The following is a 22,179-nucleotide window of genomic DNA, read 5'->3' as shown; positions in this document are numbered from 1 at the left end:
TAGATTATACTTATGTCATAATAATAACAGCAATGAACAATGAAAGGGATGAAGCCCTTTGGTAAATCAGACCTCGATGGATCAATTAAACCATCTGCATGGAGATGCAATGACTCTTATAATGAAAAATCCATCTGTTTTGTATTTACAGTGGAATGTAGGGTTTAAAACTGAGATCGCGATCTCCATATTATGCATGGAGCCTTTTTCTTCTCTGAAAAAAACGTTAAGACTTTATCAAAAAAAGAAAAGCTCTCTTTACTATAAAGATTTTAAAATCACAGATGAACACACTTATCTTTTTATTGAAGGCATAGGAGCAGCTTCCAGCTACTATGCAGAATTAATTTTGCATACATCTGAAAATGTTAAACTGACTATTCTGAAGTCAAATGAATTGAAAATGACGGATACTGATGGCAGAGATACTGACTGGACAGTTTATAAAGGGGAACCTGAATCCTGGGAAAAGCAATTCTCAGCTTATACGGTATATGACAAATAGAAGGAGAATTAGCACATGGTGAAAAACAGCATGATCATCCTTCATGCCCACTTGCCTTTCATAACTGACTATACAAATACAGAATATGAACAGCTCTGGCTTTTTGAAGCTCTCTCAGAATCGTATATTCCAATGCTTTGGAGTTTAAACGGTGTGGACAATCCGTCCATAACAATCTCTTTTTCCCCTACTCTTATGGAAATGCTGACCGATAAGAAGACCCAGGAAAAATACCGTTGTCACCTGGACAAGATGATTTTGTTAATCAGATCAGAATTCAGCAGGGCAACTAATGAGGAGCAATCAGTATTACATTTTTATCTTTCTCATTACAATAAGATCATCCAAACCTTTGAAGAATTTAAGGGCAATATTTTAAAAGGATATATTGATCTATTCAAAAGAAGAAAAATTGAGGTTATCACTACATGTGCAACGCATGCAATTCTCCCGTTTCATTGCACGGATGAAGGCATGAAAATGCAAGTGGAAACGGGAATGAAAGTGTTTGAACACCATTTCGGAACAGCTCCAAAAGGGTTTTGGCTTCCAGAAATGGCGATAAATGATCAAACCGCGCAGATTCTCATTCAACAAGGAATTAAATACACGTTTGCTGATTCTCCTGAAATAAATGGCCCTGTTTTGAACTATAAAGGCCTCACAATTTTTAAACGGAACAGTGAAAAAGCTAATGCTGTATGGGATAAGCATAGTGGATACCCTGCACATCATGTATATCGGGAATATTACCGGGATGTCGGGCTGACAAGAAATTGGGAAGATATTAAAGAGTTTGCATTTCTTAAAAAGACAAGAATCAATACCGGACTGAAACTTTGGAGCATAACTGGAAAGACGGAAGATAAAACGATTTATAATGATGAAATCGCATTTGAACAAGCTGAAAATGATGCTCATAATTTTTTGGAGAGGCTGTGTTCTGCAACTGAGCTTATCGTGCTTCCATTTGATTTTGAGTTATTCGGCCATTGGTGGTTTGAGGGTCCGGCCTTTCTTTCTGAGCTGTTAAAAAAGGAAAACCCGTTTGTTCTCCCTTCTGATTGGCTGAAAAATAAAAATAAGGTCAGCCGCCATGTCGGCTTAGGTTTTTCTACATGGGGAAGAAATGGGTACGGTGATATTTGGCTGAATGAAAAAACAGCGGAATACTTTCAGCACTTTCATTTAATCGAGAAGCAGTTATACAGCCAGTCTGTAAATTCCCGGGAAATGAATACAAGGAAAAAATGGTATCTTATTAAGGAATGGATGCTTGCCGCAAGCAGCGACTGGACATTCATGATTGGAAACGGCACTTCTGCTGATTATGGACATTATCGTATTCAAAAGCACCTAAATCATTATTACGAACTGAGCGAACGATCGGATGAAGAATTAGAAAACTATAACCCGGAACCAGATTTATTTACATTTCTTCCATTGAAAAGAAACACATCTGAGTTACAAGAGTTTGCTGTCAGGCCAAGAATACTGATGGTGTCTACAGAGTACCCCCCAAATCTTGTTGGGGGGCTTGGAAGACATGTGGATGAGCTGACAAATGCACTTGCTGGACAAAATTATGAAGTTGCGCTTCTTACAATAGCTTCAGATGAAGAACTCCCATTGTATGAGAATCCAGTTCCAAACCTTCATATATACCGGATTCAGTCTATTCAGCAAAAGCATCAGTCGCTCTCTGAGTGGGTAATAAATTACAATCGTGCATTTGTTCAATTTCTAATAAAGAATAGTCACATCAAATATGATTTAGTGCATGTTCATGATTGGCTGACAGCAGGGGCGGGAAGATCTATACAAAAGCTGTTTAAAGTGCCGCTGATTGCCACGATTCATGCGACAGAAATGGGAAGGAACGGCGGGATCATGACCCAGCTGCAAAAGTACATACAAAGGGAAGAAAGCCTGCTGGTGCAAGCTGCAGATCAAGTGATTATATGCAGTGACTATATGTTGAAAGAGGTCACGGAGCAATTTCACATACCTTCTGAAAAACTAACTGTAATCCCTAATGGAATAAATCTTTTAAAAACTAATATGTATGATAAAAATTCACCAAAGCGCAATGATATATCATTGACTGGGCAGCCTTATCTTTTCTCGATGGGAAGACTTGTCGCAGAAAAAGGTTTTGATGTGCTGTTATCCGCTATACCGGGTATTTTGAAGCGTTTTCCTAAAATCCACATTGTTATAGCAGGAGATGGACCGCATCGCAACGAATATGAAAAAAAAGCGAAAGAATTGAACGTTCATGAAAATGTAACATTCCTTGGTTTTATAGATGAAGACCTTATACATATACTCCTTACGCACTGTGAGATGACTATTATTCCGAGCTATTATGAACCATTTGGAATTGTTGCACTGGAGAGCATGGCGGCAAAAAAACTGACAATTGCTGCAAATACCGGCGGGTTAAAAGAGATTATCAAGCACAATGAAAATGGCCTCCTATTTGAGCGAGGAAATTCAAAAGCTTTGGCATCAGCAATCCTAGAGGCACTCCAACATAAAGAGCGGGCAGACCGTCTGGCCCAACAGGGATATAAAGAAATTTTGAGCCGTTTTGCCTATGAACATATCGTGAAAAAAGTTATTCAAGAGTATGAAGTGCTTTATCATAAAAGATAAGGAGCTGAAAAATGTGAAAGCTGTGATCCTCGCAGGCGGAGAAGGCTGCAGGCTTAGACCTCTTACAAATCACTGTCCAAAACCAATGGTCCCTATATTAAACAAGCCTGTCATGGAATATAGCATTGAGTTATTAAAAAGACATGGAATAACTGATATTATTATGACTGTTCATTATCTGTCGTCTTCCATCCGTTCCCATTTTGGCGACGGTTCAAAATGGGGTGTCACTATTACTTACAGTGAAGACGGAATGCCTCTCGGTACAGCAGGAAGTGTAAAACTGGCAGAGCAAATGCTGACGGAATCATTTCTTGTTATAAGCGGAGATATTCTGACGGATTTTGATTTGAGTGCAGGAATACAGCATCATGAGGACCAGCTTGCAGCAGCGACTATCTTTACAAAACCGCTGGATTTGCCGATCGAGTATGGAGTGCTTTTGTCTTCAGATAAAAGAATGGATAAGATGTTCGAAAAGCCAAACTGGAGCGACCTTACTAAACATTCAATTAATACGGGGATTTATATTCTGGACCCAAAGATATTTACCTATCTCGAAGATTTTACTCATTATGACTTCAGTAAAGATGTGTTTCCTGCAATCTTAAAGCATAATGAGAAAATCAGTATTTTTGAAGCTGAGGGGTATTGGTCTGATATTGGGACACTTGCAACATATCGCGAGGCACAGTTTGACATGCTCCATCATAAAGTCAGTCTTCCTTCTAAGGGCAAAGAGATAGCTAAAGGCATCTGGATGGAGGATGGTGTGACCATTTATGATGATGTGACATTAAAAGGACCGATATATATAAGCAGAAATACGATTATTCATGAAGGCGCAATAGTAGGTCCGCAGACGGTTCTCTCAGAGTCTGCTATTATCCATGAAAAATCAGAAATTACCCATTCGATTTTATGGGAAAATAGCTATGTGGGAAAATCCTGCAGCATTGGCGGGATGATTGGCCACTGTCAGATTCAGGATCATTCAGCGCTCGCAGATATAAATGAAGAGACGGTTAATGCCTGGAGAGAGTATACGAAAAGGGATTCTTAATTCTCTTCTTTTTATAGATTGAAGAAAAAAATAAAATAATGTGGAATTTCTTTTTTAAAAATGCTATTATAGTTAAGTCTGATTTAGTATAAGTTTTTTAGTTTGGAGGGAAATCAACATGCGCGTTAATCTTACATTAGCTTGCACAGAGTGCGGCGAACGTAATTACATTTCTAAAAAGAATAAACGTAATAACCCGGATCGTATGGAGCTTAAAAAATATTGCTCTAGAGAGAAAAAGGTTACATTACACCGCGAAACAAAGTAAGCAGCAGGAATTTTTCCTTGCTGTTTTTTTTATACATACAAATACTGGGCAAAGGGAGAGTTTTTGGAATGCTGAAAACAAAACTTAGAAATGACGTAAAAAGCAAGCTCGAATCTTTAGACTTTGATACATACAAAAAGAATTGCGAACGTATAAATAAAAGACTTTTTAAGCAATCCTTCTGGAAGCAGAGCAAGACAATAGCCATTACCATTTCAAATGGCAAAGAAGTGGACACAAGCCTGATCATTCAAGAGGCCTTAAAGCAAAATAAGAGAGTGGCAATTCCTAAATGCTACCCAGGGGAAAAGAAAATGAAATTTCGGACGTTTCAATCAACAGATCAGCTTGAAACTGTTTATTTCGGCTTAAAAGAGCCTGTTGTTTCAAAAACAGATCCAGTTTCCCCTGATGAAATCGATCTTCTCATAGTTCCTGGAATATGCTATGACAGAAATGGCTATAGAATTGGCTATGGCGGGGGTTATTATGACAGGTACTTGACACTATACAGCGGTTTAACTGTTTCACTAGCTTTTGAAATTCAATTAGTTTCATGTATTCCTGCAGAAGCACATGATCTGCCTGTCCATCAAATTTTGACGGAAAATGAGGTGATTATAACAAGTGAGTGATCATTTTCTTGCCATATCCTTTATTCTCCTGATTTCATTTGCAGGGCTGAAGATGAAGTCATTAACCATTAGCGGAACTGTTGCTGCATGCTTTATTGGTATTTCTATTTTTGCAGGCTTCGGCTATCCGGGATTGATTTTACTCGGGATTTTCTTTGGAAGCTCAAGTTTTTGGAGCAAGTTTAAGCGTGATCAAAAAAAGAGTATAGACGATTTACTTGTAAAAGGGGATCAGAGAGACGCCATTCAAGTGTTGGCAAATGGAGGTGTTTCTGCATTCATCAGCATTGTAAATGCTTTTATGCCATTTGACGGGAGTTTCATGGTTTACAGCGCTTCTATCGCTGCAGCAAACGCGGATACATGGGCATCTGAAATAGGAACGCTCAGCAAAAAAATGCCAAGAATGATTTTCACTTTGAAGCAGGTAAGGAAAGGAACATCAGGAGCAGTAAGTTCTCTTGGAACTGCATCAGCATTTTCCGGTGCATGGCTGATAGGAATTTCAGCTTATTTGGTTTTTTCGATTCAAGCTGTGGATTTACTGCTTATCATTATGCTTGGATTCATGGGCAATTTGATAGATACGGTGCTCGGTGCTTCGATTCAGGTGCAATATCAATGTCCTGCCTGCGGGAAAAAAACAGAACGATACTTGCATTGTCAGAAACAGGGCAATAAAATAAAAGGATTTTTAAACAATGATGCAGTTAATTTTTCAGCCATTCTTGCGGCTGCTTTGTTAGCGTTCCTTATATACTGAAAGAAAATACGGATAAAAAAGGGGATCCCGGCAAAAAGTATTACTAGGAGGGATGAAGATGCGAAAGTTAAATTCTATACTTCTTATGGTGCTCGGAGTGCTTGCTTTTTACCAGTATCGTTACCGTCTGATGAACGTTGTGCTCAGTCAGCCGCAAATTCGCCACTTTTTTATCCAGCTGTCCATGAGAATTCCATTTATCAGGGAAAAATTTATGTTTCGTGCTTTTCGTTAACGCTCACCTGTTTAGTAAACAGGTGTTTTTTTATTTGAAAAGCACAATACTTTAACAACATTCATTTAAGTTGATATACTATTGATAAAAAGTTCGGAGAGAAGAATATGGGAATTAAGCAGGATGAGCTTTTCTGGAAGTTAATCCATGATGTTGTCACGATGCATGATTATCAGTTGATCCGTTTATCAGATGATGAGCAGGAAGTCTTGCTTGGTCCATATAACAATAAAGAGTTTCAAATTGTTCGCTTTATTAGAAAGGACCTTGATTGGGGAAGTCAGCTGCAGCAGGATATTGAAAGAACAGCGATGCACATAGACCGCATTCGCAAACAGTCCTGGAAGCATCCCATACAATTATTAAATGTGTATATTTCTGCGTATCCGCCGGTAGATCATTGGGAGTTTCGAATTGAAAAACCTTATCATGAGGGACAAACCACTTTAAAATCAGTTGTCGTTCATAAAGATAATGAAGAGGAGATCCTCTTTTACCTTGAAAAGCTGCTTGGAGTCAGCCTAACTGCTAAAACATCAGATACAATTAACACTACCATTTTAAAAAGTGAAGCAATTTCTCACTCAAATCGCAGAATAAAAGAAGAAAAGCAAATTTTCAATTTTGGAAAACCAATCTTCACCTACACGTTTACTGCGGTCCAAATCTTTATGTTTATGCTTTTAGAAGCAGCAGGCGGAAGTCAAAACACACAAACCTTAATTCAGTTTGGAGCTAAATACAACCCCTCTATTATTAGCGGTGAGTGGTGGCGTTTCTTTACGCCGATTTTTCTTCACATTGGCATGCTTCATCTCTTGATGAACACACTGGCATTAATTTACATCGGCAGCGCCGTTGAGAAAATGTACGGTTCTGTTAAATTTTTAGTCATTTACTTATTTGCAGGTGCAGCAGGTACGCTTGCAAGCTTTGCTCTGAGTCCTTCCATATCTGCAGGAGCTTCAGGAGCCATCTTTGGATGTTTCGGTGCATTGCTTTATTTAGGAATTAGCAAACCAAAGCTGTTTTTCAGAACGATTGGCTCAAATTTAATTTTCATTATTGTGCTTAATCTTCTTTTTGGATTTGCTGTGCCGAATATTGATAATGCAGGTCATCTTGGAGGCTTGTTTGGGGGTTTTTTAGCTGCGCTGATTGTTCAGCTGCCAAAACAGCACAAATGGGGACTGAGGCTGATTGGAGCTTTACTGTCCATTCTGTTTGTAGTTTTTGCATACTTTTATGGAGTCTATTATGCAAAGGTATTCTAAAAAAGCTTCAGGAGGGCAGGAAACTGCTCTTTTTCACTTTATTAAACCTCCCAATTTCTCGATCAGTACGGATATTTCCTTTTTTGCTGATAATTCTCTTGACGCACTTCAACATTCCTTTATACTTTAATGTAGTTAGATTAAGCTTCAAATGAGTAGGTGGGAAAGTGAAAACAATCTATGATATTCAGCAGCTTTTAAAAAAGTATGGAACAATCATATACATTGGAGACCGTTCAGCTGATTTAGAACTGATGGAAATGGAAGTCAGACAGTTGTTTGAATCAAATCTTATCGAAGTTCAGGATTATCAGATGGCTGTGCTGCTTTTAAGACAAGAGGGCCAGCGCGTGAGGAAGAAAAATTAAAGCAAACCTTTCAATGAATTGTGCAAACGGTTTCTTAGAAGAATATAAACAAAGGATGGCAGAGACAATGATAGATAAATGGCTAGTAGGAATTGACTTAGGCGGAACAACAATTAAGATGGCGTTTATCAGCCATTATGGGGAAATGATCGAAAAATGGGAAATACCGACAGATAAAAGCGGGAAAACGATAACAACAGATATTGCAAAAGCAATCGATGCTAAACTTGCAGAGCTCGGACAAACGAAATCAAAACTTGCCGGAATTGGCATGGGAGCTCCCGGTCCTGTGAATTTAGAGACAGGCCTTGTTTATGAAACAGTAAACTTAGGCTGGAAGAACTACCCGCTAAAGCATCATCTTGAAATCGAAACAGGTTTAAAAGCTGTAATCGACAATGATGCAAATATTGCTGCTATCGGAGAAATGTGGAAAGGTGCCGGCGACGGAGCGAAAGATGTTATATGTGTCACTTTAGGTACAGGAGTAGGCGGAGGCATCATTTCAAATGGCATTGTCGTGCATGGTGTGAATGGAGCTGGCGGTGAGATCGGCCATATAACTTCTGTAGTAGAGGGAGGAGCCCCTTGTAATTGCGGCAAAGAAGGATGCCTTGAAACAATTGCTTCTGCAACCGGAATTGTAAGGCTTGCTGTAGAAAAGCTGAATGAGAGCGATTCACCTAGTACTCTAAGAAAATTATATGAGGAAAATGGAAGTATTTCGTCAAGAGATGTTTTTGAAGCATCTGAACAAGGCGATTTAGTTGCTTCAGAGGTTGTTGAGTATATTACAAAACAATTGGGTCTTGCTCTTGCCAATTTATCCAACGGTTTAAACCCGGAGAAGATTGTCATTGGCGGCGGTGTTTCAAAAGCGGGCGAACATTTAAGAAAAAATACAGAAAAATATTTTAAGCGTTTTGCATTTCCCCGCGTTGCAGAGGGAGCTTCCATTTCAATTGCTTCTTTAGGCAATGATGCCGGAGTCATCGGCGGTGCTTGGCTTGTAAAAACAAACCTTTCAACAGTTTGATGCACATATAAATAATATAATAAGTCATAATATGAAGGAGCCTTTCTTTGTGAGATAAGGCTCCTTTATTGCGGAATATTCTGAATAATTTTTATTTTGGTGAATTTGAAACTTTTTTAGGTTTTATACGTCTAACTATAGGGTAAAACGAATAAGCTGAACATTATTATTCTATCATCCTATTGTATGGGTAATGTTAAAAACGATTGATTTTTTGTTAAAGAAGTATTAAGATATGATTTAGTTGTTTCAAATCAGCCTAATTTATGGAAAATGTATAAGTGGAAGATAATCGTTACGCAGGTTCTAACGTATGAGGAGGTTATGAAATGCGTATTAAATCACTTTCTAAAATTTCATTTTTACTAATTGCGACATTGTTTATGTGGGTGAAAACATACATTGTCTACAAAACTAGCTTTGACATTAAAATTGAAAACTTCACACAGGAATTTATCCTGTTCATAAACCCATTAAGCTTTCTGCTGTTCATTTTTGGTTTTGGACTGTTTATGAAAGAGAAGAATCGAAACAGGTACATTTTGGGGGCAAGCATCGTTGTAACAGCTGTCCTTATTGCCAATATTGTTTTCTACCGATTCTTTAATGATTTCTTAACCATTCCTGTTTTATTCCAGACCAGTAATATGGGTGATCTTGGAAGCAGTATTTCTTCACTCTTTGAACCAATTGATTTATTGCTTTTGGTTGATATTGTCATTCTTTTTTGGCTTATGAGGCGTCCAAGATTTCAAACTCAGGCAACTGTGACAAGAAAAGAAAAAACAGCTTTCTATCTTTTAGTGGCTGGTGTATTTTTCTTCAACCTTGGACTTGCTGAAACAGAGCGTCCGCAGCTTTTAACACGATCTTTCGATAGAGAAATGCTTGTTAAAAATATCAGTGTTTATAACTTCCATATTTACGACGCAGTTCTGCAGTCGAAAACATCTGCTCAGCGTGCACTCGCTGACAGCAACAGTCTTACTGAAATTGAGAACTATGTAAAAGCTAATAAAAAAGAGCCAAATGATGAAATGTTCGGCATTGCTGAAGGCCGAAATGTGATTATGGTTTCATTAGAATCTACACAGAGCTTTGTCATCAATGAAAAAATTAATGGAAAAGAGATAACACCATTCCTTAATGACTTTATTGGAGAAAGCTATAATTTTGATAATTTCTATCATCAGACAGGCCAGGGGAAAACATCGGATTCAGAGTTTATCGTTGATAACTCGCTTTATCCTCTTGGACGCGGTGCTGTATTTTTCACAAACAGCAATAACGAATATGTAGCTACTCCGGAATTATTGAAAGATAAAGGCTACTACTCGACTGTATTTCATGCAAACAATAAAAGCTTCTGGAATCGTGATATCATGTATCAGGCTTTAGGATATGACAGATTCTTTGATGTGAATGATTACGAAGTAAACGAAGAAAATTCTGTCGGCTGGGGACTTAAAGACAAGGAGTTCTTTGAACAATCTGTTGATCATATGAAAGAATTGCCGCAGCCATTTTACAGCAAGCATATTACACTCACAAATCACTTCCCATTCGAACTGAATGAAGAAGACAAAATGATAGATGAATTTAATTCAAATAGCAAAACATTGAATAACTACTTCCCGACTGTCCGTTATCAGGACGAAGCTTTGAAAAACTTCATTCAAAAGCTTAAAGATGAAGGCTTATATGAGAACTCAATAATTGTTTTATACGGTGATCACTACGGAATTTCAGAAAACCATAATGCTGCAATGGGTCAATTTTTAGGCAAAGAAGTCACGCCTTTTGATGAAATTCAGCTGCAGAGGGTTCCGTTTGTCGTTCATATTCCAGGTGTAACAGATAAAAATCCTGAAACAATTTCAGATGTCTCAGGTCAAATAGACATTCGTCCAACTCTTATGCATTTATTAGGCATCGAGACGAAAGATGAAATTGAATTTGGCAAAGATTTATTCTCAAAAGACAAATTGCCTTTTACCGTTCTGCGTGATGGAAGCTTCATTACAGACAAATTCGTATATACGAGTGGAACATGCTACGATAAATCAACCGGTGAACCGGCTGAAGATAAAAAAGCTTGTGAGCCGTATATGGAAAAAGCAAAGCAGGAATTAAATTACTCAGATAAAATCATCTATGGAGATTTATTGCGCTTCTATGATGAAATGAAAAATGGAAAAGATGAGAATGAATCAAATAAATAAATGATCAAAAGCTTTGGCCTTTAGGCTAAAGCTTTTTTTGTCAGTCTTTCAGACTGTTTTAAAGCGTTTAACAAGAATAGGGAAGTTGAATCATATGCTAATAATAACCAAACATCAGGGAGGAATCTGAATGAAAGTCAGAGCAGGAAAAAACACAAATCTAAAGGAGCTCTCAAGTATATTGAACGTTCATGAGCAGCTGCTTTATGATTCAAATCCTCATTTGAAATCAACGTTCATAAAGTCTGGTGAGACATTCAATATCCCTTATACTGAAAAATTGAATTGTCACATATCGTCCACTTCCAATAAGGCCCCAGTTAGGAATATAATAGACTTTTATGAGAGTAATGACTGTCTGCCAAAATCATCCGAGTTTATCCAAAAAAAACGGGCATATGATTACAATGTCCTTCTTGAAGATCTGGAAAAAGTAACGGAATCCTTTCCGTTTATAGAGAAGCGGTCGATCGGACAAAGTGTACTCGGTCTTCCTATTTTTGAACTTCTGATTGGAACCGGCACAAAAAAGGTTCATATGAATGGATCATTTCATGCTAATGAGTGGATTACAACATCCGTATTAATGTGCTGGCTTCATGAGTATTTGGAAGCAGTAGTAGATGGGGGTACATTTGAAGGGCATGCTGCGATGGATCTGTATCAAAATACGACTTTATCTTTTGTTCCAATGGTTAATCCTGATGGGGTCCAGCTGGTGATAAATGGACTGCCGCCTGACCATTCCCATTACCAGTCCGTTATGTTTATTAATAACAACAGTTTAGATTTTGAGCAATGGAAAGCCAATATTAATGGAGTAGATCTGAATAATCAGTATCCTGCATTCTGGGAAATAGAAAAGGAAAGAAAAATCCCTAAATTTCCTGCCTCGAGAGATTACCCTGGAGATGCTCCTCTAACTGAACCGGAATCTATTGCAATGGCAAAGCTTGCTGATGCTCGTGGATTTGACCTTATAGTGGCTGTACATACCCAGGGAGAGGAGATCTATTGGGGATACATGAACTGTGAACCGGAGGAATCATTGTCCATTGTGACTGAATACAGCCGCCTCAGCGGGTATAAAGCTATAAAGAATTTAGACAGTCATGGGGGTTTCCGGGATTGGTTTATTTATGAAAAGAAAAAATGCGGTTTCACCATAGAACTTGGCATTGGTGTCAATCCGCTGCCGCTAAATCAATTTGATGAGATATATGAGAAGAGCAGAGGGATTTTCTGGGCTTCATTATATTCTTTAAAATGATGAAACAATTTAATTGAATAAAACGTAATACAAGATGTGAGACAGTAGAGGGGAGCATTCGTTGATGAGATTCAGAGTAACACTAATAGCAATCATAACGGCAATATTATTCACTGGCTGTTCGCAGCAATCTCATCAACATCATGGTGTTTCTGAACTTGCAGAGATAAGAAAGCCAGGAACAGAAGAACGATATATATCTGTTGATTTTCTTGAGGCAAAAAACCTTATTCCATTATCGGATGAGAATTTCTTTTCAATTGAAGGCTGGCTTGATAACCAGCATATTCTTTACTTAAGCGAAAATGCGGAAAAATCTACGGCTTATAAATACAATCTCTTTACAGGAGAAAAAGAAAAACTCTTTGAATCGTCAGCTTCTATCGTGCAGCTCGAATTGAATCCTGAAAAAAATTTAATTCTTGTTCACGCCAGTCCATCAAGCTTTGAAGCAGAAATTACGATTATTGATCCAATGGGAAATGTGAAAACGAAACGGACAATTCCTTCTTCCGAGCTTACTTTTTCATGGAGTCCGGCAGGGGAACGATTGTTTTTGACCTCTTTTGATGAAAACTGGACGTTTCAAACCTTCATATTGAATATGAGTGATTTTTCATTAGATAAAAATCCTGTGGAAATTCCATTTATACAGTGGCTGTCTGATGAGGAAGTAACGTATCTAAAATGGGATGAAGCCGAACCGCAATTAACAGCTCCTTTATATAAGCATTCATTAGTAAGTAAGAAAGATGTTTTGATTGAAGAACATATCATTTCTTACGCGACTTTTAAAGATTATTCATTTGCTGTTCAGATTGAGAATGAAGAAGAATCAATAGGTTCTTATACTTTTTATAATGGAAATTATGAGGATATCATTTGTTCTTTTGATGTGGAACTGCTGCCTCTATACTCGGAATGGCTTGTACCTGAATTTGATTATTCCAGCAGAAGCGGTCTATTCTATACCTTTGTTCCTGGAACCGTGGAAAATAAATTCGATTTAACAGCTTTCGATCCTAAAAGCAAAAAAACGGAAGTCGTTTTAGCAAATATTGAAAACAGCGAAATTAAACTGTCTCCAAATGGGGAACTTGCCTTATATGGATCCTATTTAGAAAATGTGATTAACTTGAAAGACTCCGAAATTAAAGGTATTGTAAAGTGAAAACATCTTAAAAGGCGGTAAAAATATATGGCAATTGCAGACGTAACCATTATTCCGATAGGGACCGAAACAGCAAGTGTAAGTGAATATGTAGCGGCAATTCAATCCATTCTAAAAGAATATGAACGCGAGGGGAAAATTAAATTTCAGCTGACTCCAATGAATACAATTATTGAGGGTGAATTATCAACCTTGCTTGACGTGATTAAAACCATTCATGAATCACCGTTTGAGAAGGGGATTAAACGTGTGGCCACAAATATCCGCATCGATGACCGCAGAGATAAAGCTTCAACGATGGAAAGCAAATTGAACAGTGTAAATCTTCACTCAAGATCATAGTTAGTTCCAACAAAAGAAAAAGCGGCTGGTCTATTTCTGCTTACGCAGACAGACCCTCGCCGCTTTTTGCTATTTCAGGTTATAGGAGTATAAGGTTTGGAGCATTCATGGCAAGCGGAAGCGACACACTCCAGACAGAACGGATCAGCCAAAAAAGTCAAATCCGAACCTTTCTGGCTGCTTATCTGCCTTACGGAGCTGGAAGAAGGCGCTTGCGCTTTTCTTATTAATGCGCAGTAGGAAATCCATGATGGATGATTGTCATAACAGTGAACCATCCAAATACTGCAAGAGTACCTCCGGCAAAGACAATGCCAAGTACGTTTTTGCCTTTAAACGAGCGGTAAAGTCCGTATACAGACAGTAATGTAACTAGAGTGAATATAATAACTAATCCCATTTTGAAGCCCCCTGACGTATGTAAGTCTTTTTTTAAGTCGTAATGTAAACTGAGAATGAAAAACAAAATATTCCTTTTAATATTTTAAACGTTTTCATTCTTTTTGTCGAGGTCGATTTCAACAGTAACATCATATGATTCAGCAATTTTTCGAACAAGCTCGGAGTCGTTCCTGTCCGCATAAAATGTTTTATCACTGACAGCGAGTAAATGTTCCTCGAGCTGCAGCATACACATCTTCATCTGCGTGGAATCAGTTGACTTGAGCTGAAAATGACAAACTATCTCCTTGAATAGGTAGTGATTCCCTGAATCTGCAATGATTCCGTAGTCGGTATAAGAGCCATATAGCTCTGTTGGTTGCAAAAGGATTAATCGGTGCATGTCCTTAAAGATCTTTTTGGTGATAAAGATCTTTTTTAAAAGGCTTGCCTGCTTGAAACAATCTGTTATCAGTATACTGTTATCTTTATCACAGTATTCATAATCGGTCATGATGTCTTTAACATCTGCGTCTGAGTACCATTCGATTCCATAATACACTTTCAACCCACATTTCACTCCCATATCATTTAGTTCATGATAAGTTTAGTGTAGAATAGAAAGAAAAAACATGCAATCGGGGTGTTCATATGAAATGGGAGCAGATGCCTTTAGGACCTCTCCAAACAAATTGTTATCTAATTGCGAATTCTATGAAAGAATGTCTTGTCATTGATCCTGGCAGTGAAGGCGGAAAGTTAATTCATCATATTAAAAAAAGAGGTTTAAAACCAATCGCTATTCTGCTGACACATGCACACTTTGATCATATCGGCGCAGTCGATGATGTACGCGATCAATTTAAAATACCTGTATACATTCACCGTCAAGAAAAGAAATGGCTTGCAAATCCGGCGATGAACGGTTCGATAGCTTTTATGTCACAGTCCATTTCTGCGCGTGATGCAGATCACTTAATTGACCAGGAAGATATGCTCTCAGTTGGCTCTTTTTCGTGTCAGATATACGAAACACCTGGACATTCACCAGGCAGCATTTCTTATTATTTTAAGGAAAGCGGCTTTGTTGTCTCAGGGGATGCTTTATTCGCAGGCAGCATCGGCAGAACAGATTTGCCGCAGGGTGACCATGGGCAGTTAATAAAAAGCATTCATCAAAAGCTGCTTACTTTGCCGGAGGAGACAATTGTTCTGCCTGGACATGGACAAGAGACGACAATAGAAACTGAAATGGAAAGCAATCCATATTTAAATGGTTTCTAATGTTATTGATTATATACATAAACAAGGCGGAGCCATTACCTACTCAGAATATATGAATCTTGTCCTTTATCATCCGGAAATCGGGTATTATTCAAAGCGTGAACAGAAAATCGGCAAAGATGGGGACTTCTATACTTCAAGCAATGTTTCTGATGTCTTTGCAAAAGTATTTGCCAAACTGTTTTCACGGCTGGTTAAAAGCGGAGCTGCTGAGCCTGCCTTTTGTGAATTGGGTGGAGGAACTGGAAGATTTCTATCAGCCATGCTCCATGAATGGCAGGAGTTATCTCCTGAAACATTTAAAATACTGAATGTCTATTCCGCTGAAAAAAGCGGATATCACAGAGAACTTCAATTAAGCGGCATTAAGCTGCATCGCTATACATCTGTTTCGTCCATATACGAGCTTCCAAAGCCATACAGAGGCATTCTATTTTCAAATGAATTGTTTGATGCCTTTCCTGTGGAAGTCATTGAAAAAAGACATAACCAATTGTTTGAAGTGTATATTTCTGTTAATCAAGAAAGTGGACTTGTTGAAAAGCTTGAACCCTTAAAAAATGATAAAATAAGAAATTACTTAGATTGGCAGAATATCCAGCTCAGCGAAGGACAGCGCTTTGAGATTCCACTAGCGATGCTCGAATATTTAGATGAGATAAATGCCTTAGCTGAGCAGGCAGTCATTGTTACAATTGACTATGGATATTCCAATAAAGAATGGCAGCATCCTGCAAGATTTGAAGGGAGCATGCGGGGATACTTCCGGCATAAAATGATGACTCCGCTGGAACGCCCATTTGAAATGGACCTGACTGCGCACATCCACTTCGATGCACTGGAAAAAAGAGCAGAGGAGTTTGGCTGGAGTTTGCTGAAAAGAGAGAGACAGGATCTTTTTTTAGTGAATGCAGGAATCCTTTCTTATCTTAAAGAAAATGGAGAACTCAATCCCTTTGGGGAAGCGGCGAAACAAAATAGAGCGATTCGAAGTTTAATTATGCCTGAGGGGATGAGTTCTTCTTTTCGAGTATTTATACATGAAAAGGGAACAAACCTTCAAGGAAAAGATATCTATTAAAAAAGGGTGAGCTGCCAGTGGCAGCTCACCCTTTTTTATTAATTAATGCCCGCCCTGTCCAGGCACCATCATAAACGTCGTCCAATATGTAAAGCCAACGAAGAAAACAGTTAAATATGCTCCAAAAATGTAAATATACATGCGTTCAGATAATTTTAAATAAGATAAAAGCACGAAAAATCCAGTCTGTCCGAAGAATAATAATGAAGTCGTTTTCATATCTCCCAAATAAAACATGACAGCAAAGATGCCAGTCCAAAAGCCTAATACTCGGAACATGCGATCCATATGTCAATCCCTCCTTTGTTTAGTCCCTAAGTCCATCACTTTTTTAATTATAATGTACGTCCAATACCATTGTAAATAGCGTTTACATTCTAGAAGTGCCATTTATGTAACAAAGTGTAAACTTTTTAAAATAAAATGATTGTTTATAGAGAGGTTATTTCTGTACAAAAGTTAAACAAATACTGTACAATGAAATTTGATATTAAGAATTGCTGGGATCTGTAAGTTATTTTTAAACAAACCTTTTACAAGAATGGGAGATGAAGAACAATGAATGAGTTAATTTTTTATAGTTATCCAAGCTGTACATCATGCAGAAAAACGAAGCTTTGGCTAAAAGCTCATAACATTAATTTCAGTGAAAAGCATTTGTTTCGTGAAACTCCTTCTTGTACAGAACTTCAGAAAATTCTTGAGCTGACAACAGATGGTATGGATGAGATCTTAGCAACCCGCAGCCAAACGTATAAAGACTTAAATTTAAAGATAGATGATCTACCGTTATCAGATGTAATAATCATTGAAGAAACGAAGCTTTTAAGAAGACCGATTATAACAGACGGAAAAAAGCTTGTTGTAGGTTATAATCCCCAGTCACTTACAAAACTTGCAAAGAAAAAGGAAATTCATAAATCCGTTTCATAATTTATTAAGAACAATTTATTTTTAAAAGGGAACATAATTCTAAGAAAAATAGAGTAATCTTCAGAAATACTAAGTAAATGTGATATATATGAGAAAATCACCCATTTTTAGAAATTTTCTTTCCGCCATTTTCTTTGTATAGTGAATAGAAATGGTTCATTATAAAGAACGAAAAGGTGAAGCAAAAATGACAGAAATTCAATTCTTTTTAGAGGGCATTGGCAATCGAAACGTAACAACTGATTATTCAAGTCCAATATTTCAGGTGAGATAGCATTGAGAAAGCATCAAAGGAATTCGCTAAAAAAACAAACTTAAATACATTGATCATGAGATCTTAAACAGCGGTTACCGGGTATATTATATGAAACCTTCCTTACTCAAATCCAAGCGCAAACCATACATTTATTATGCAAAAAGAGAAGCATAGAAAAACCTGCGAATTTTCGCAGGTCTTTTGTATTTATGAACTGGGCTAGCTGGATTCGAACCAGCGCATGACGGAGTCAAAGTCCGTTGCCTTACCGCTTGGCTATAGCCCAATGAAAATCTCTATACATTATTGACAGAACATGAAAAATTATGCAGTTCGGTCTGTAATTTTATATTTTCTATAAAAGATAATGAAATTTTCAGGCGGAAAAGCAGTTAAAATGGATGATAAAACTTCATTTTAAGGATGTGCGTTTTGAAAGAAAATCAAGTACGCTGTTTATAACTGATCGAAAGGAGGATGTCATGAACTCAATCGAACTACTAAGTGAAAGAATTGTGGAAGAAGCGTGTTCATTAAATGCATCAGATATTCATTTTGTCCCGAGAGAACGGGATGCGGTCATTCAATATCGTATAGATGATGACCTCATTGAAAAGCGCACCATAAGAAAAGAAGTATGTGAACGGATTATCGCGCACTTTAAATTTTTGGCATCAATGGATATCGGAGAAAGAAGAAGGCCGCAAAATGGAGCTTTAGCCCTTTCAAATGAAACAATTGATGTTCAGCTTCGCTTGTCTTCCCTGCCAACAATCTTCGAAGAAAGTCTTGTTATCCGCATACTTCCAAACGAAGTCATTCCGTCACTTGCGCATCTCTCTCTGTTTCCTCAATCAGCAAATAAACTTCTCTCCTTTATTAACCACTCTCATGGTCTGATGGTATTTACCGGTCCGACCGGCTCAGGAAAAACGACCACCTTATATTCATTGATTCATTATGCGAAAAAACATTTTAACCGCAGCATTATTACCCTTGAAGATCCTGTAGAAACGAAAAGCTCTGAAGTCCTGCAAGTACAGGTAAATGAAAAGGCTGGAATTACTTATGCTGTTGGTTTAAAAGCCATTCTAAGGCATGATCCGGACATCATAATGGTGGGTGAAATCAGGGATAGGGAAACTGCTCAAATTGCCATAAGAGCAGCGCTGACAGGACACTTGGTGTTATCAACTATGCATACTAGAGATGCAAAGGGAGCAATTTACAGAATGCTTGAATTTGATGTCAGTCTTTCAGAAATTGAACAGACGTTTATAGCTGTAATCCGTCACACATCTTGAGATTCAGTCAGATACCTTGAGAAAGTTTCACACAGGATGAGATAGGCACACGCTAGAAACCTTGATATAGTAATACCAGCTTTCATAAACCTTGAGACAGAGTTAGGTTGTAAAATTATTGATTTGGAGGTACTCACATTGGAAATAAGATGTCCAGAATGCAGAAAGCATTTTGAGTATCAAGACTTAGTACATTTAACCAAGGAAAATGTTGTTCTTCACGCTGACTGTTCTTATGAAAATCCCAAAGACTCGGGAACATTTAAAGATATTATTGAAATGTATTATTTCTTTTATCGTTATTTAATCCATTAGTGAAATACAATCAATATTATCAATTAGATAAATCTATTTGAGATAAAGAAGGCGGAATTTTAAGTCTCCAATATAAGAAGGAGACAAAATGAAGGCCGATAAGTTCTCTCGCCCTTAAAAAGTTGCCTAAAATGCTACTTTAAATAAGTAATAAACAATAATGCAAATTAATAACCTTGGAGCCTTACTTTATTCATATCATAAACTTGTGAAAATATATACTCTTCTTCTTTATCATCGAATAAATCACATATATAATCATTACTGCTACAAGGACATTTCAAACTTTGTTCTTGAAAATGACTTATGCAATTTAGAATCCACTTTCCACTACTATCTTTCTTAATTTCAACCAGATACTTAGTGTTATTTATTAAGACATGAACTGAAACTATTCTACCAATGGGGGTATCATCTTTATCTGTAATTGCACCGATTTCCTGAAGTATGATCATTTTGTACTCCTTATCTTGTATTTACTACAAGATAAGTTTATCAAATGAGGTTTAATTCAAATAGAGGTTTTTAATCTGTTGATTCCAAATCACTAATTTTTTTCCCAAGTTTGAATTTGTTTTTATCAACACCCGAACATTTCACCAAAACCTCTAGGAGGTATTTACTTATAGAAATTAATTGCTTCGATAGAGCGTCGGTAATTAAATCAAAAAATTTAGAAGAAAAGCGGCCATCATTCAAAGTAATCATATAGTTCAATTCCGCCTCATTAGGGTATACATATACATATATTGAGATTGTAAATTCCATCTTTTTGTACGTATAAGAGAAATCAAATTTTTTGATTACTACATCAAAAACATTCGCAAACAATTCTTCATTGATTAAAATCAAATTTTCAAATTTCAATTTGTTTATTTCAATCCTTTTTAAGCATTTTATTATCGTTAACTGGAATTCAGTTGGTACATATTCGATCTTAGAAAAATCCATATTCATCCTCCTTTAACTTTCATTGTTTTAAAGGAAATTTAAAAATAACCTTTTAAACGTATTTTTAAGATCAAACACGATCAGCTGCTAGAGGTTTTATATGTTTGTAGAAGTCGAATCGGAGGGAAGATAGTAAAAAGGAGTTATCTTATTAAATTTTAACCATATAATGTATAAAATCATTATTATTGAGGTGAATAATATGGACAAGAATCCCAGTTGCAGGTATAATAAGGAAAATATCTCATTTGGAGTGATTGATATGTCAACGCTACAAATTTCTACTCCAGCAAAAAAAGCGGAATTAACCAATAAAAAACCTCAATCCATTTCTGAACTTAGAAAGATGCTCGCCATTCAAACGGCACCTGGTCATTCTTTACTTAGTCTATATAAAAGAGGACAGCAATGAGACCGAATGTCATACAAATTGCGGAATTTGAAAGTGGGTCTTTCCCGCAGGCATCTTTTTATATTGATGCTTGTTTTTTATTGGCTTTTCTAGACCAATCCAGTGAAGAAGGGGAATTGGTAGAAAGAGTCCTGCAAAAATTGGAAAAGGAAGACATTGATAGCTTAGTGATCAGTAACCATGTTGTATCCGAAGTCATTCATCATTTGTACCTAGGAAATATATATAATGTGATTTACACTGCTTTTCGTAAATTTAAACTAAATCGTCATCTAAATGAAAATGAGGAAGAACTGCTCGGAAACAACCCCTTTGTTGCAAAAAAACTCATGGAACTCGTAAGTCCTCCTCAATTAAATAGGATGAGAACCGCTCAAGATGTATTTATACCTGTTAAAGAAATCATCAAAGCATACAAGGAAAGATATGCTGACAGGGATTCTTTAAGTTATTATTATGAAATGGCGGTTGAACGATTCAATTTACTATGTTCGAACTTAGGAGAATTGTTCAACATTCAATTTAAACATGTTGCTTCGGATGAACAGACGTTTTATTTTGCACAAGAGTTTATGAACGAGCTGCAATTAGAAATTAAAGATTCGCTTCATTTAGCTTTAGCCAAACAATATAAAGCGGATTATTTTGCTACTTTAGATGGGGATTTCATACATAACTTTTACAACGAAGAACATTTAGAAGAGACCACAATTCTTCACATATCCAAACGTTATATTTAAAGATCCTCATCGCTAGAAGAGGATCTTTTTTTTGTTAGATTAAATCGAATAATTCAATTTGCAAAAACCCTTCTCCAACTAGCAAGAATCACGGTTCAACTCGCATACAATCCAACAACAAAAAAATCGACTTTAACCTCACAGAGGGCGGGGAAGGAATAGGTGGCTATACCTTTTCAGATGAACTTAAAAAGAAATTAAGTGACGCACATAAGGGAGTTAAGTTGTCCGAGGAACACCGAAGAAGCCTCAGTAAAAGTTTAATGGGTAGGATTGAAACAACGAACCCAATGTTTTTCTTTTTCGATTAGATCCTCATTTGAAGTTCCTATATCAATAACCTCCCAAACAAACTTTTCCCATCCGTATTTTCGAATGGCTTTTGCAAAGTATAAATGGGATTTCATTGTTAGTGCAGCATGTTTGCGTTGTCTCATCCTCCTTTTTAAGGTAGCTTCCACTTTCCAGCCTACTCCCTTGCTCTTGCCGATATATACATTGTAGTTAGCTGACAATAACTAAAAGTATTTAAATAGGTATAAGGTTCACGGGAAAAGACATTTACATTCAATAAATGAAAGAGGATAAATTGGTTGATTGCAATCAATCTGTTCAGCGGCACGAAAGTTAGTACTGCTCGGGATAGTTTGATTATCCAAATGAATACTTTGTTTAGTCGCTAAGGAAATCTTTTTTTGCAGTTTTTAATGAG

At 37.1% G+C, this 22,179-nt stretch carries 26 protein-coding genes, 1 tRNA gene and 1 pseudogene; 21 read left to right on the top strand and 7 right to left on the bottom strand.

From position 1 onward, the window contains the following. Window positions 1–58 precede the first annotated feature (58 nt). The 14 genes from LIT25_18760 (at window position 59) to LIT25_18695 (ending at window position 13,810) form a co-directional block, all read left to right on the top strand. Window positions 59–505 (top strand): DUF4912 domain-containing protein, encoded by a 447-nt coding sequence (locus LIT25_18760; protein USK32621.1) that lies wholly within the window; start codon window positions 59–61, stop codon window positions 503–505. A gap of 15 nt (window positions 506–520) precedes the next feature. After that, on the top strand, window positions 521–3,163 hold the full coding sequence (locus tag LIT25_18755) for a DUF1957 domain-containing protein (GenBank protein USK32620.1): 2,643 nt from the start codon (window positions 521–523) through the stop codon (window positions 3,161–3,163). Window positions 3,164–3,176: 13 nt separating this feature from the next. Beyond that, window positions 3,177–4,226, top strand: coding sequence for an NDP-sugar synthase (locus tag LIT25_18750; protein USK32619.1), 1,050 nt, complete (start codon window positions 3,177–3,179; stop codon window positions 4,224–4,226). A gap of 118 nt (window positions 4,227–4,344) precedes the next feature. Then, the gene (rpmG, locus tag LIT25_18745) at window positions 4,345–4,494 is read left to right on the top strand and encodes a 50S ribosomal protein L33 (GenBank protein ID USK32618.1); all 150 of its coding nucleotides are present in this window, start codon (window positions 4,345–4,347) and stop codon (window positions 4,492–4,494) included. Between the two features lie 68 nt (window positions 4,495–4,562). Continuing rightward, window positions 4,563–5,129 (top strand): 5-formyltetrahydrofolate cyclo-ligase, encoded by a 567-nt coding sequence (locus LIT25_18740; protein USK32617.1) that lies wholly within the window; start codon window positions 4,563–4,565, stop codon window positions 5,127–5,129. Further along, window positions 5,122–5,892, top strand: a complete 771-nt coding sequence (locus LIT25_18735; protein USK32616.1) for a DUF92 domain-containing protein — start codon at window positions 5,122–5,124, stop codon at window positions 5,890–5,892. The genes LIT25_18740 and LIT25_18735 overlap by 8 nt, the downstream gene beginning before the upstream one ends. A 58-nt stretch (window positions 5,893–5,950) precedes the next feature. Next, the gene (locus LIT25_18730; GenBank protein ID USK32615.1) at window positions 5,951–6,127 is read left to right on the top strand and encodes a hypothetical protein; all 177 of its coding nucleotides are present in this window, start codon (window positions 5,951–5,953) and stop codon (window positions 6,125–6,127) included. 107 nt (window positions 6,128–6,234) lie between these two features. Then, a complete protein-coding gene (locus LIT25_18725; GenBank protein USK32614.1) occupies window positions 6,235–7,401 on the top strand; it encodes a rhomboid family intramembrane serine protease in 1,167 nt (388 codons plus the stop codon). Between the two features lie 167 nt (window positions 7,402–7,568). Beyond that, window positions 7,569–7,769: a YqgQ family protein gene (locus LIT25_18720; GenBank protein ID USK32613.1), complete on the top strand. Its 201-nt coding sequence runs from the start codon at window positions 7,569–7,571 to the stop codon at window positions 7,767–7,769. Window positions 7,770–7,836: 67 nt separating this feature from the next. Beyond that, window positions 7,837–8,805: an ROK family glucokinase gene (locus LIT25_18715; protein ID USK32612.1), complete on the top strand. Its 969-nt coding sequence runs from the start codon at window positions 7,837–7,839 to the stop codon at window positions 8,803–8,805. Between the two features lie 329 nt (window positions 8,806–9,134). After that, window positions 9,135–11,027: an LTA synthase family protein gene (locus tag LIT25_18710; protein USK32611.1), complete on the top strand. Its 1,893-nt coding sequence runs from the start codon at window positions 9,135–9,137 to the stop codon at window positions 11,025–11,027. A 130-nt stretch (window positions 11,028–11,157) separates the two neighbouring features. Beyond that, the gene (locus LIT25_18705) at window positions 11,158–12,297 is read left to right on the top strand and encodes a M14 family metallocarboxypeptidase (GenBank protein ID USK32610.1); all 1,140 of its coding nucleotides are present in this window, start codon (window positions 11,158–11,160) and stop codon (window positions 12,295–12,297) included. A gap of 61 nt (window positions 12,298–12,358) precedes the next feature. Continuing rightward, the gene (locus LIT25_18700; protein USK32609.1) at window positions 12,359–13,468 is read left to right on the top strand and encodes a hypothetical protein; all 1,110 of its coding nucleotides are present in this window, start codon (window positions 12,359–12,361) and stop codon (window positions 13,466–13,468) included. Between the two features lie 27 nt (window positions 13,469–13,495). Then, window positions 13,496–13,810, top strand: a complete 315-nt coding sequence (locus LIT25_18695) for an MTH1187 family thiamine-binding protein (protein ID USK32608.1) — start codon at window positions 13,496–13,498, stop codon at window positions 13,808–13,810. A 226-nt stretch (window positions 13,811–14,036) separates the two neighbouring features. Here LIT25_18695 and LIT25_18690 read toward each other — a convergent pair whose 3' ends face one another. Together LIT25_18690 and LIT25_18685 are read right to left on the bottom strand one after the other, a co-directional pair. After that, entirely contained in the window at window positions 14,037–14,210 is a 174-nt protein-coding gene (locus tag LIT25_18690; protein ID USK32607.1) for a DUF2759 domain-containing protein, read from the bottom strand. A gap of 84 nt (window positions 14,211–14,294) precedes the next feature. Beyond that, window positions 14,295–14,759: a hypothetical protein gene (locus tag LIT25_18685; GenBank protein USK32606.1), complete on the bottom strand. Its 465-nt coding sequence runs from the start codon at window positions 14,757–14,759 to the stop codon at window positions 14,295–14,297. A gap of 83 nt (window positions 14,760–14,842) precedes the next feature. Between LIT25_18685 and LIT25_18680 the strand changes: the two genes are divergently transcribed. Both LIT25_18680 and LIT25_18675 read left to right on the top strand, forming a co-directional pair. Beyond that, on the top strand, window positions 14,843–15,475 hold the full coding sequence (locus LIT25_18680; GenBank protein USK32605.1) for an MBL fold metallo-hydrolase: 633 nt from the start codon (window positions 14,843–14,845) through the stop codon (window positions 15,473–15,475). Continuing rightward, window positions 15,465–16,556 (top strand): SAM-dependent methyltransferase, encoded by a 1,092-nt coding sequence (locus LIT25_18675; protein USK32604.1) that lies wholly within the window; start codon window positions 15,465–15,467, stop codon window positions 16,554–16,556. The genes LIT25_18680 and LIT25_18675 overlap by 11 nt, the downstream gene beginning before the upstream one ends. A 42-nt stretch (window positions 16,557–16,598) precedes the next feature. Here LIT25_18675 and LIT25_18670 read toward each other — a convergent pair whose 3' ends face one another. Next, the gene (locus LIT25_18670) at window positions 16,599–16,844 is read right to left on the bottom strand and encodes a DUF2626 domain-containing protein (GenBank protein ID USK32603.1); all 246 of its coding nucleotides are present in this window, start codon (window positions 16,842–16,844) and stop codon (window positions 16,599–16,601) included. A 270-nt stretch (window positions 16,845–17,114) separates the two neighbouring features. Here LIT25_18670 and LIT25_18665 point away from each other — a divergent pair, with 270 nt between their 5' ends. Then, complete coding sequence (locus tag LIT25_18665; protein ID USK32602.1) at window positions 17,115–17,489, top strand: Spx/MgsR family RNA polymerase-binding regulatory protein; 375 nt, start codon at window positions 17,115–17,117, stop codon at window positions 17,487–17,489. A 470-nt stretch (window positions 17,490–17,959) separates the two neighbouring features. Here LIT25_18665 and LIT25_18660 read toward each other — a convergent pair. Then, window positions 17,960–18,031: transfer RNA gene (locus LIT25_18660), tRNA-Gln, on the bottom strand. 196 nt (window positions 18,032–18,227) lie between these two features. On the opposite strand from LIT25_18660, the pseudogene LIT25_18655 reads away from it, so the two are divergent. Next, window positions 18,228–19,031, top strand: a pseudogene (locus LIT25_18655) (GspE/PulE family protein). A 500-nt stretch (window positions 19,032–19,531) separates the two neighbouring features. Here the strand turns inward: LIT25_18655 and LIT25_18650 are convergent. Both LIT25_18650 and LIT25_18645 read right to left on the bottom strand, forming a co-directional pair. After that, complete coding sequence (locus LIT25_18650; protein ID USK32601.1) at window positions 19,532–19,819, bottom strand: hypothetical protein; 288 nt, start codon at window positions 19,817–19,819, stop codon at window positions 19,532–19,534. A gap of 70 nt (window positions 19,820–19,889) precedes the next feature. Then, window positions 19,890–20,315 (bottom strand): hypothetical protein, encoded by a 426-nt coding sequence (locus tag LIT25_18645; protein ID USK32600.1) that lies wholly within the window; start codon window positions 20,313–20,315, stop codon window positions 19,890–19,892. A gap of 262 nt (window positions 20,316–20,577) precedes the next feature. Here LIT25_18645 and LIT25_18640 point away from each other — a divergent pair, with 262 nt between their 5' ends. The 3 genes from LIT25_18640 to LIT25_18630 all read left to right on the top strand — a co-directional run bounded on the left by LIT25_18640 (window position 20,578) and on the right by LIT25_18630 (window position 21,778). After that, on the top strand, window positions 20,578–20,727 hold the full coding sequence (locus tag LIT25_18640; protein USK32599.1) for a hypothetical protein: 150 nt from the start codon (window positions 20,578–20,580) through the stop codon (window positions 20,725–20,727). Continuing rightward, complete coding sequence (locus LIT25_18635; protein USK32598.1) at window positions 20,724–21,467, top strand: PIN domain-containing protein; 744 nt, start codon at window positions 20,724–20,726, stop codon at window positions 21,465–21,467. Before LIT25_18640 ends, LIT25_18635 begins: the two co-directional genes overlap by 4 nt. 158 nt (window positions 21,468–21,625) lie before the next feature. Continuing rightward, window positions 21,626–21,778 (top strand): hypothetical protein, encoded by a 153-nt coding sequence (locus LIT25_18630; protein USK36329.1) that lies wholly within the window; start codon window positions 21,626–21,628, stop codon window positions 21,776–21,778. Here LIT25_18630 and LIT25_18625 read toward each other — a convergent pair. Further along, on the bottom strand, window positions 21,728–21,904 hold the full coding sequence (locus tag LIT25_18625; GenBank protein USK32597.1) for a hypothetical protein: 177 nt from the start codon (window positions 21,902–21,904) through the stop codon (window positions 21,728–21,730). The two genes, LIT25_18630 and LIT25_18625, sit on opposite strands and share 51 nt — an antisense overlap. Between the last annotated feature and the right edge of the window lie 275 nt (window positions 21,905–22,179).

The sequence above is a fragment of the Bacillus sp. F19 genome, from assembly GCA_023823795.1.
Taxonomy (GTDB): domain Bacteria; phylum Bacillota; class Bacilli; order Bacillales; family Bacillaceae; genus Bacillus_P.
Note: the sequence above shows the minus strand (reverse complement) of the source record. Positions and strands in the feature narration are given on the sequence as shown.

What these genes read in the sequence shown, in the direction of transcription:
- LIT25_18695 (USK32608.1), top strand. Translation starts at nt 13,496, where the DNA reads ATGGCAATTGCAGACGTAACCATTATTCCGATAGGGACCGAAACAGCA.
- LIT25_18635 (USK32598.1), top strand. Translation starts at nt 20,724, where the DNA reads ATGAGACCGAATGTCATACAAATTGCGGAATTTGAAAGTGGGTCTTTC.
- rpmG (USK32618.1), top strand. Translation starts at nt 4,345, where the DNA reads ATGCGCGTTAATCTTACATTAGCTTGCACAGAGTGCGGCGAACGTAAT.
- LIT25_18650 (USK32601.1), bottom strand. Translation starts at nt 19,819, where the DNA reads ATGATCATACTTCAGGAAATCGGTGCAATTACAGATAAAGATGATACC.
- LIT25_18625 (USK32597.1), bottom strand. Translation starts at nt 21,904, where the DNA reads ATGAGACAACGCAAACATGCTGCACTAACAATGAAATCCCATTTATAC.
- LIT25_18645 (USK32600.1), bottom strand. Translation starts at nt 20,315, where the DNA reads ATGGATTTTTCTAAGATCGAATATGTACCAACTGAATTCCAGTTAACG.
- LIT25_18715 (USK32612.1), top strand. Translation starts at nt 7,837, where the DNA reads ATGATAGATAAATGGCTAGTAGGAATTGACTTAGGCGGAACAACAATT.
- LIT25_18710 (USK32611.1), top strand. Translation starts at nt 9,135, where the DNA reads ATGCGTATTAAATCACTTTCTAAAATTTCATTTTTACTAATTGCGACA.
- LIT25_18680 (USK32605.1), top strand. Translation starts at nt 14,843, where the DNA reads ATGAAATGGGAGCAGATGCCTTTAGGACCTCTCCAAACAAATTGTTAT.
- LIT25_18665 (USK32602.1), top strand. Translation starts at nt 17,115, where the DNA reads ATGAATGAGTTAATTTTTTATAGTTATCCAAGCTGTACATCATGCAGA.
- LIT25_18705 (USK32610.1), top strand. Translation starts at nt 11,158, where the DNA reads ATGAAAGTCAGAGCAGGAAAAAACACAAATCTAAAGGAGCTCTCAAGT.
- LIT25_18690 (USK32607.1), bottom strand. Translation starts at nt 14,210, where the DNA reads ATGGGATTAGTTATTATATTCACTCTAGTTACATTACTGTCTGTATAC.
- LIT25_18755 (USK32620.1), top strand. Translation starts at nt 521, where the DNA reads ATGGTGAAAAACAGCATGATCATCCTTCATGCCCACTTGCCTTTCATA.
- LIT25_18725 (USK32614.1), top strand. Translation starts at nt 6,235, where the DNA reads ATGGGAATTAAGCAGGATGAGCTTTTCTGGAAGTTAATCCATGATGTT.
- LIT25_18675 (USK32604.1), top strand. Translation starts at nt 15,465, where the DNA reads ATGGTTTCTAATGTTATTGATTATATACATAAACAAGGCGGAGCCATT.
- LIT25_18640 (USK32599.1), top strand. Translation starts at nt 20,578, where the DNA reads ATGTCAACGCTACAAATTTCTACTCCAGCAAAAAAAGCGGAATTAACC.
- LIT25_18730 (USK32615.1), top strand. Translation starts at nt 5,951, where the DNA reads ATGCGAAAGTTAAATTCTATACTTCTTATGGTGCTCGGAGTGCTTGCT.
- LIT25_18670 (USK32603.1), bottom strand. Translation starts at nt 16,844, where the DNA reads ATGGATCGCATGTTCCGAGTATTAGGCTTTTGGACTGGCATCTTTGCT.
- LIT25_18740 (USK32617.1), top strand. Translation starts at nt 4,563, where the DNA reads ATGCTGAAAACAAAACTTAGAAATGACGTAAAAAGCAAGCTCGAATCT.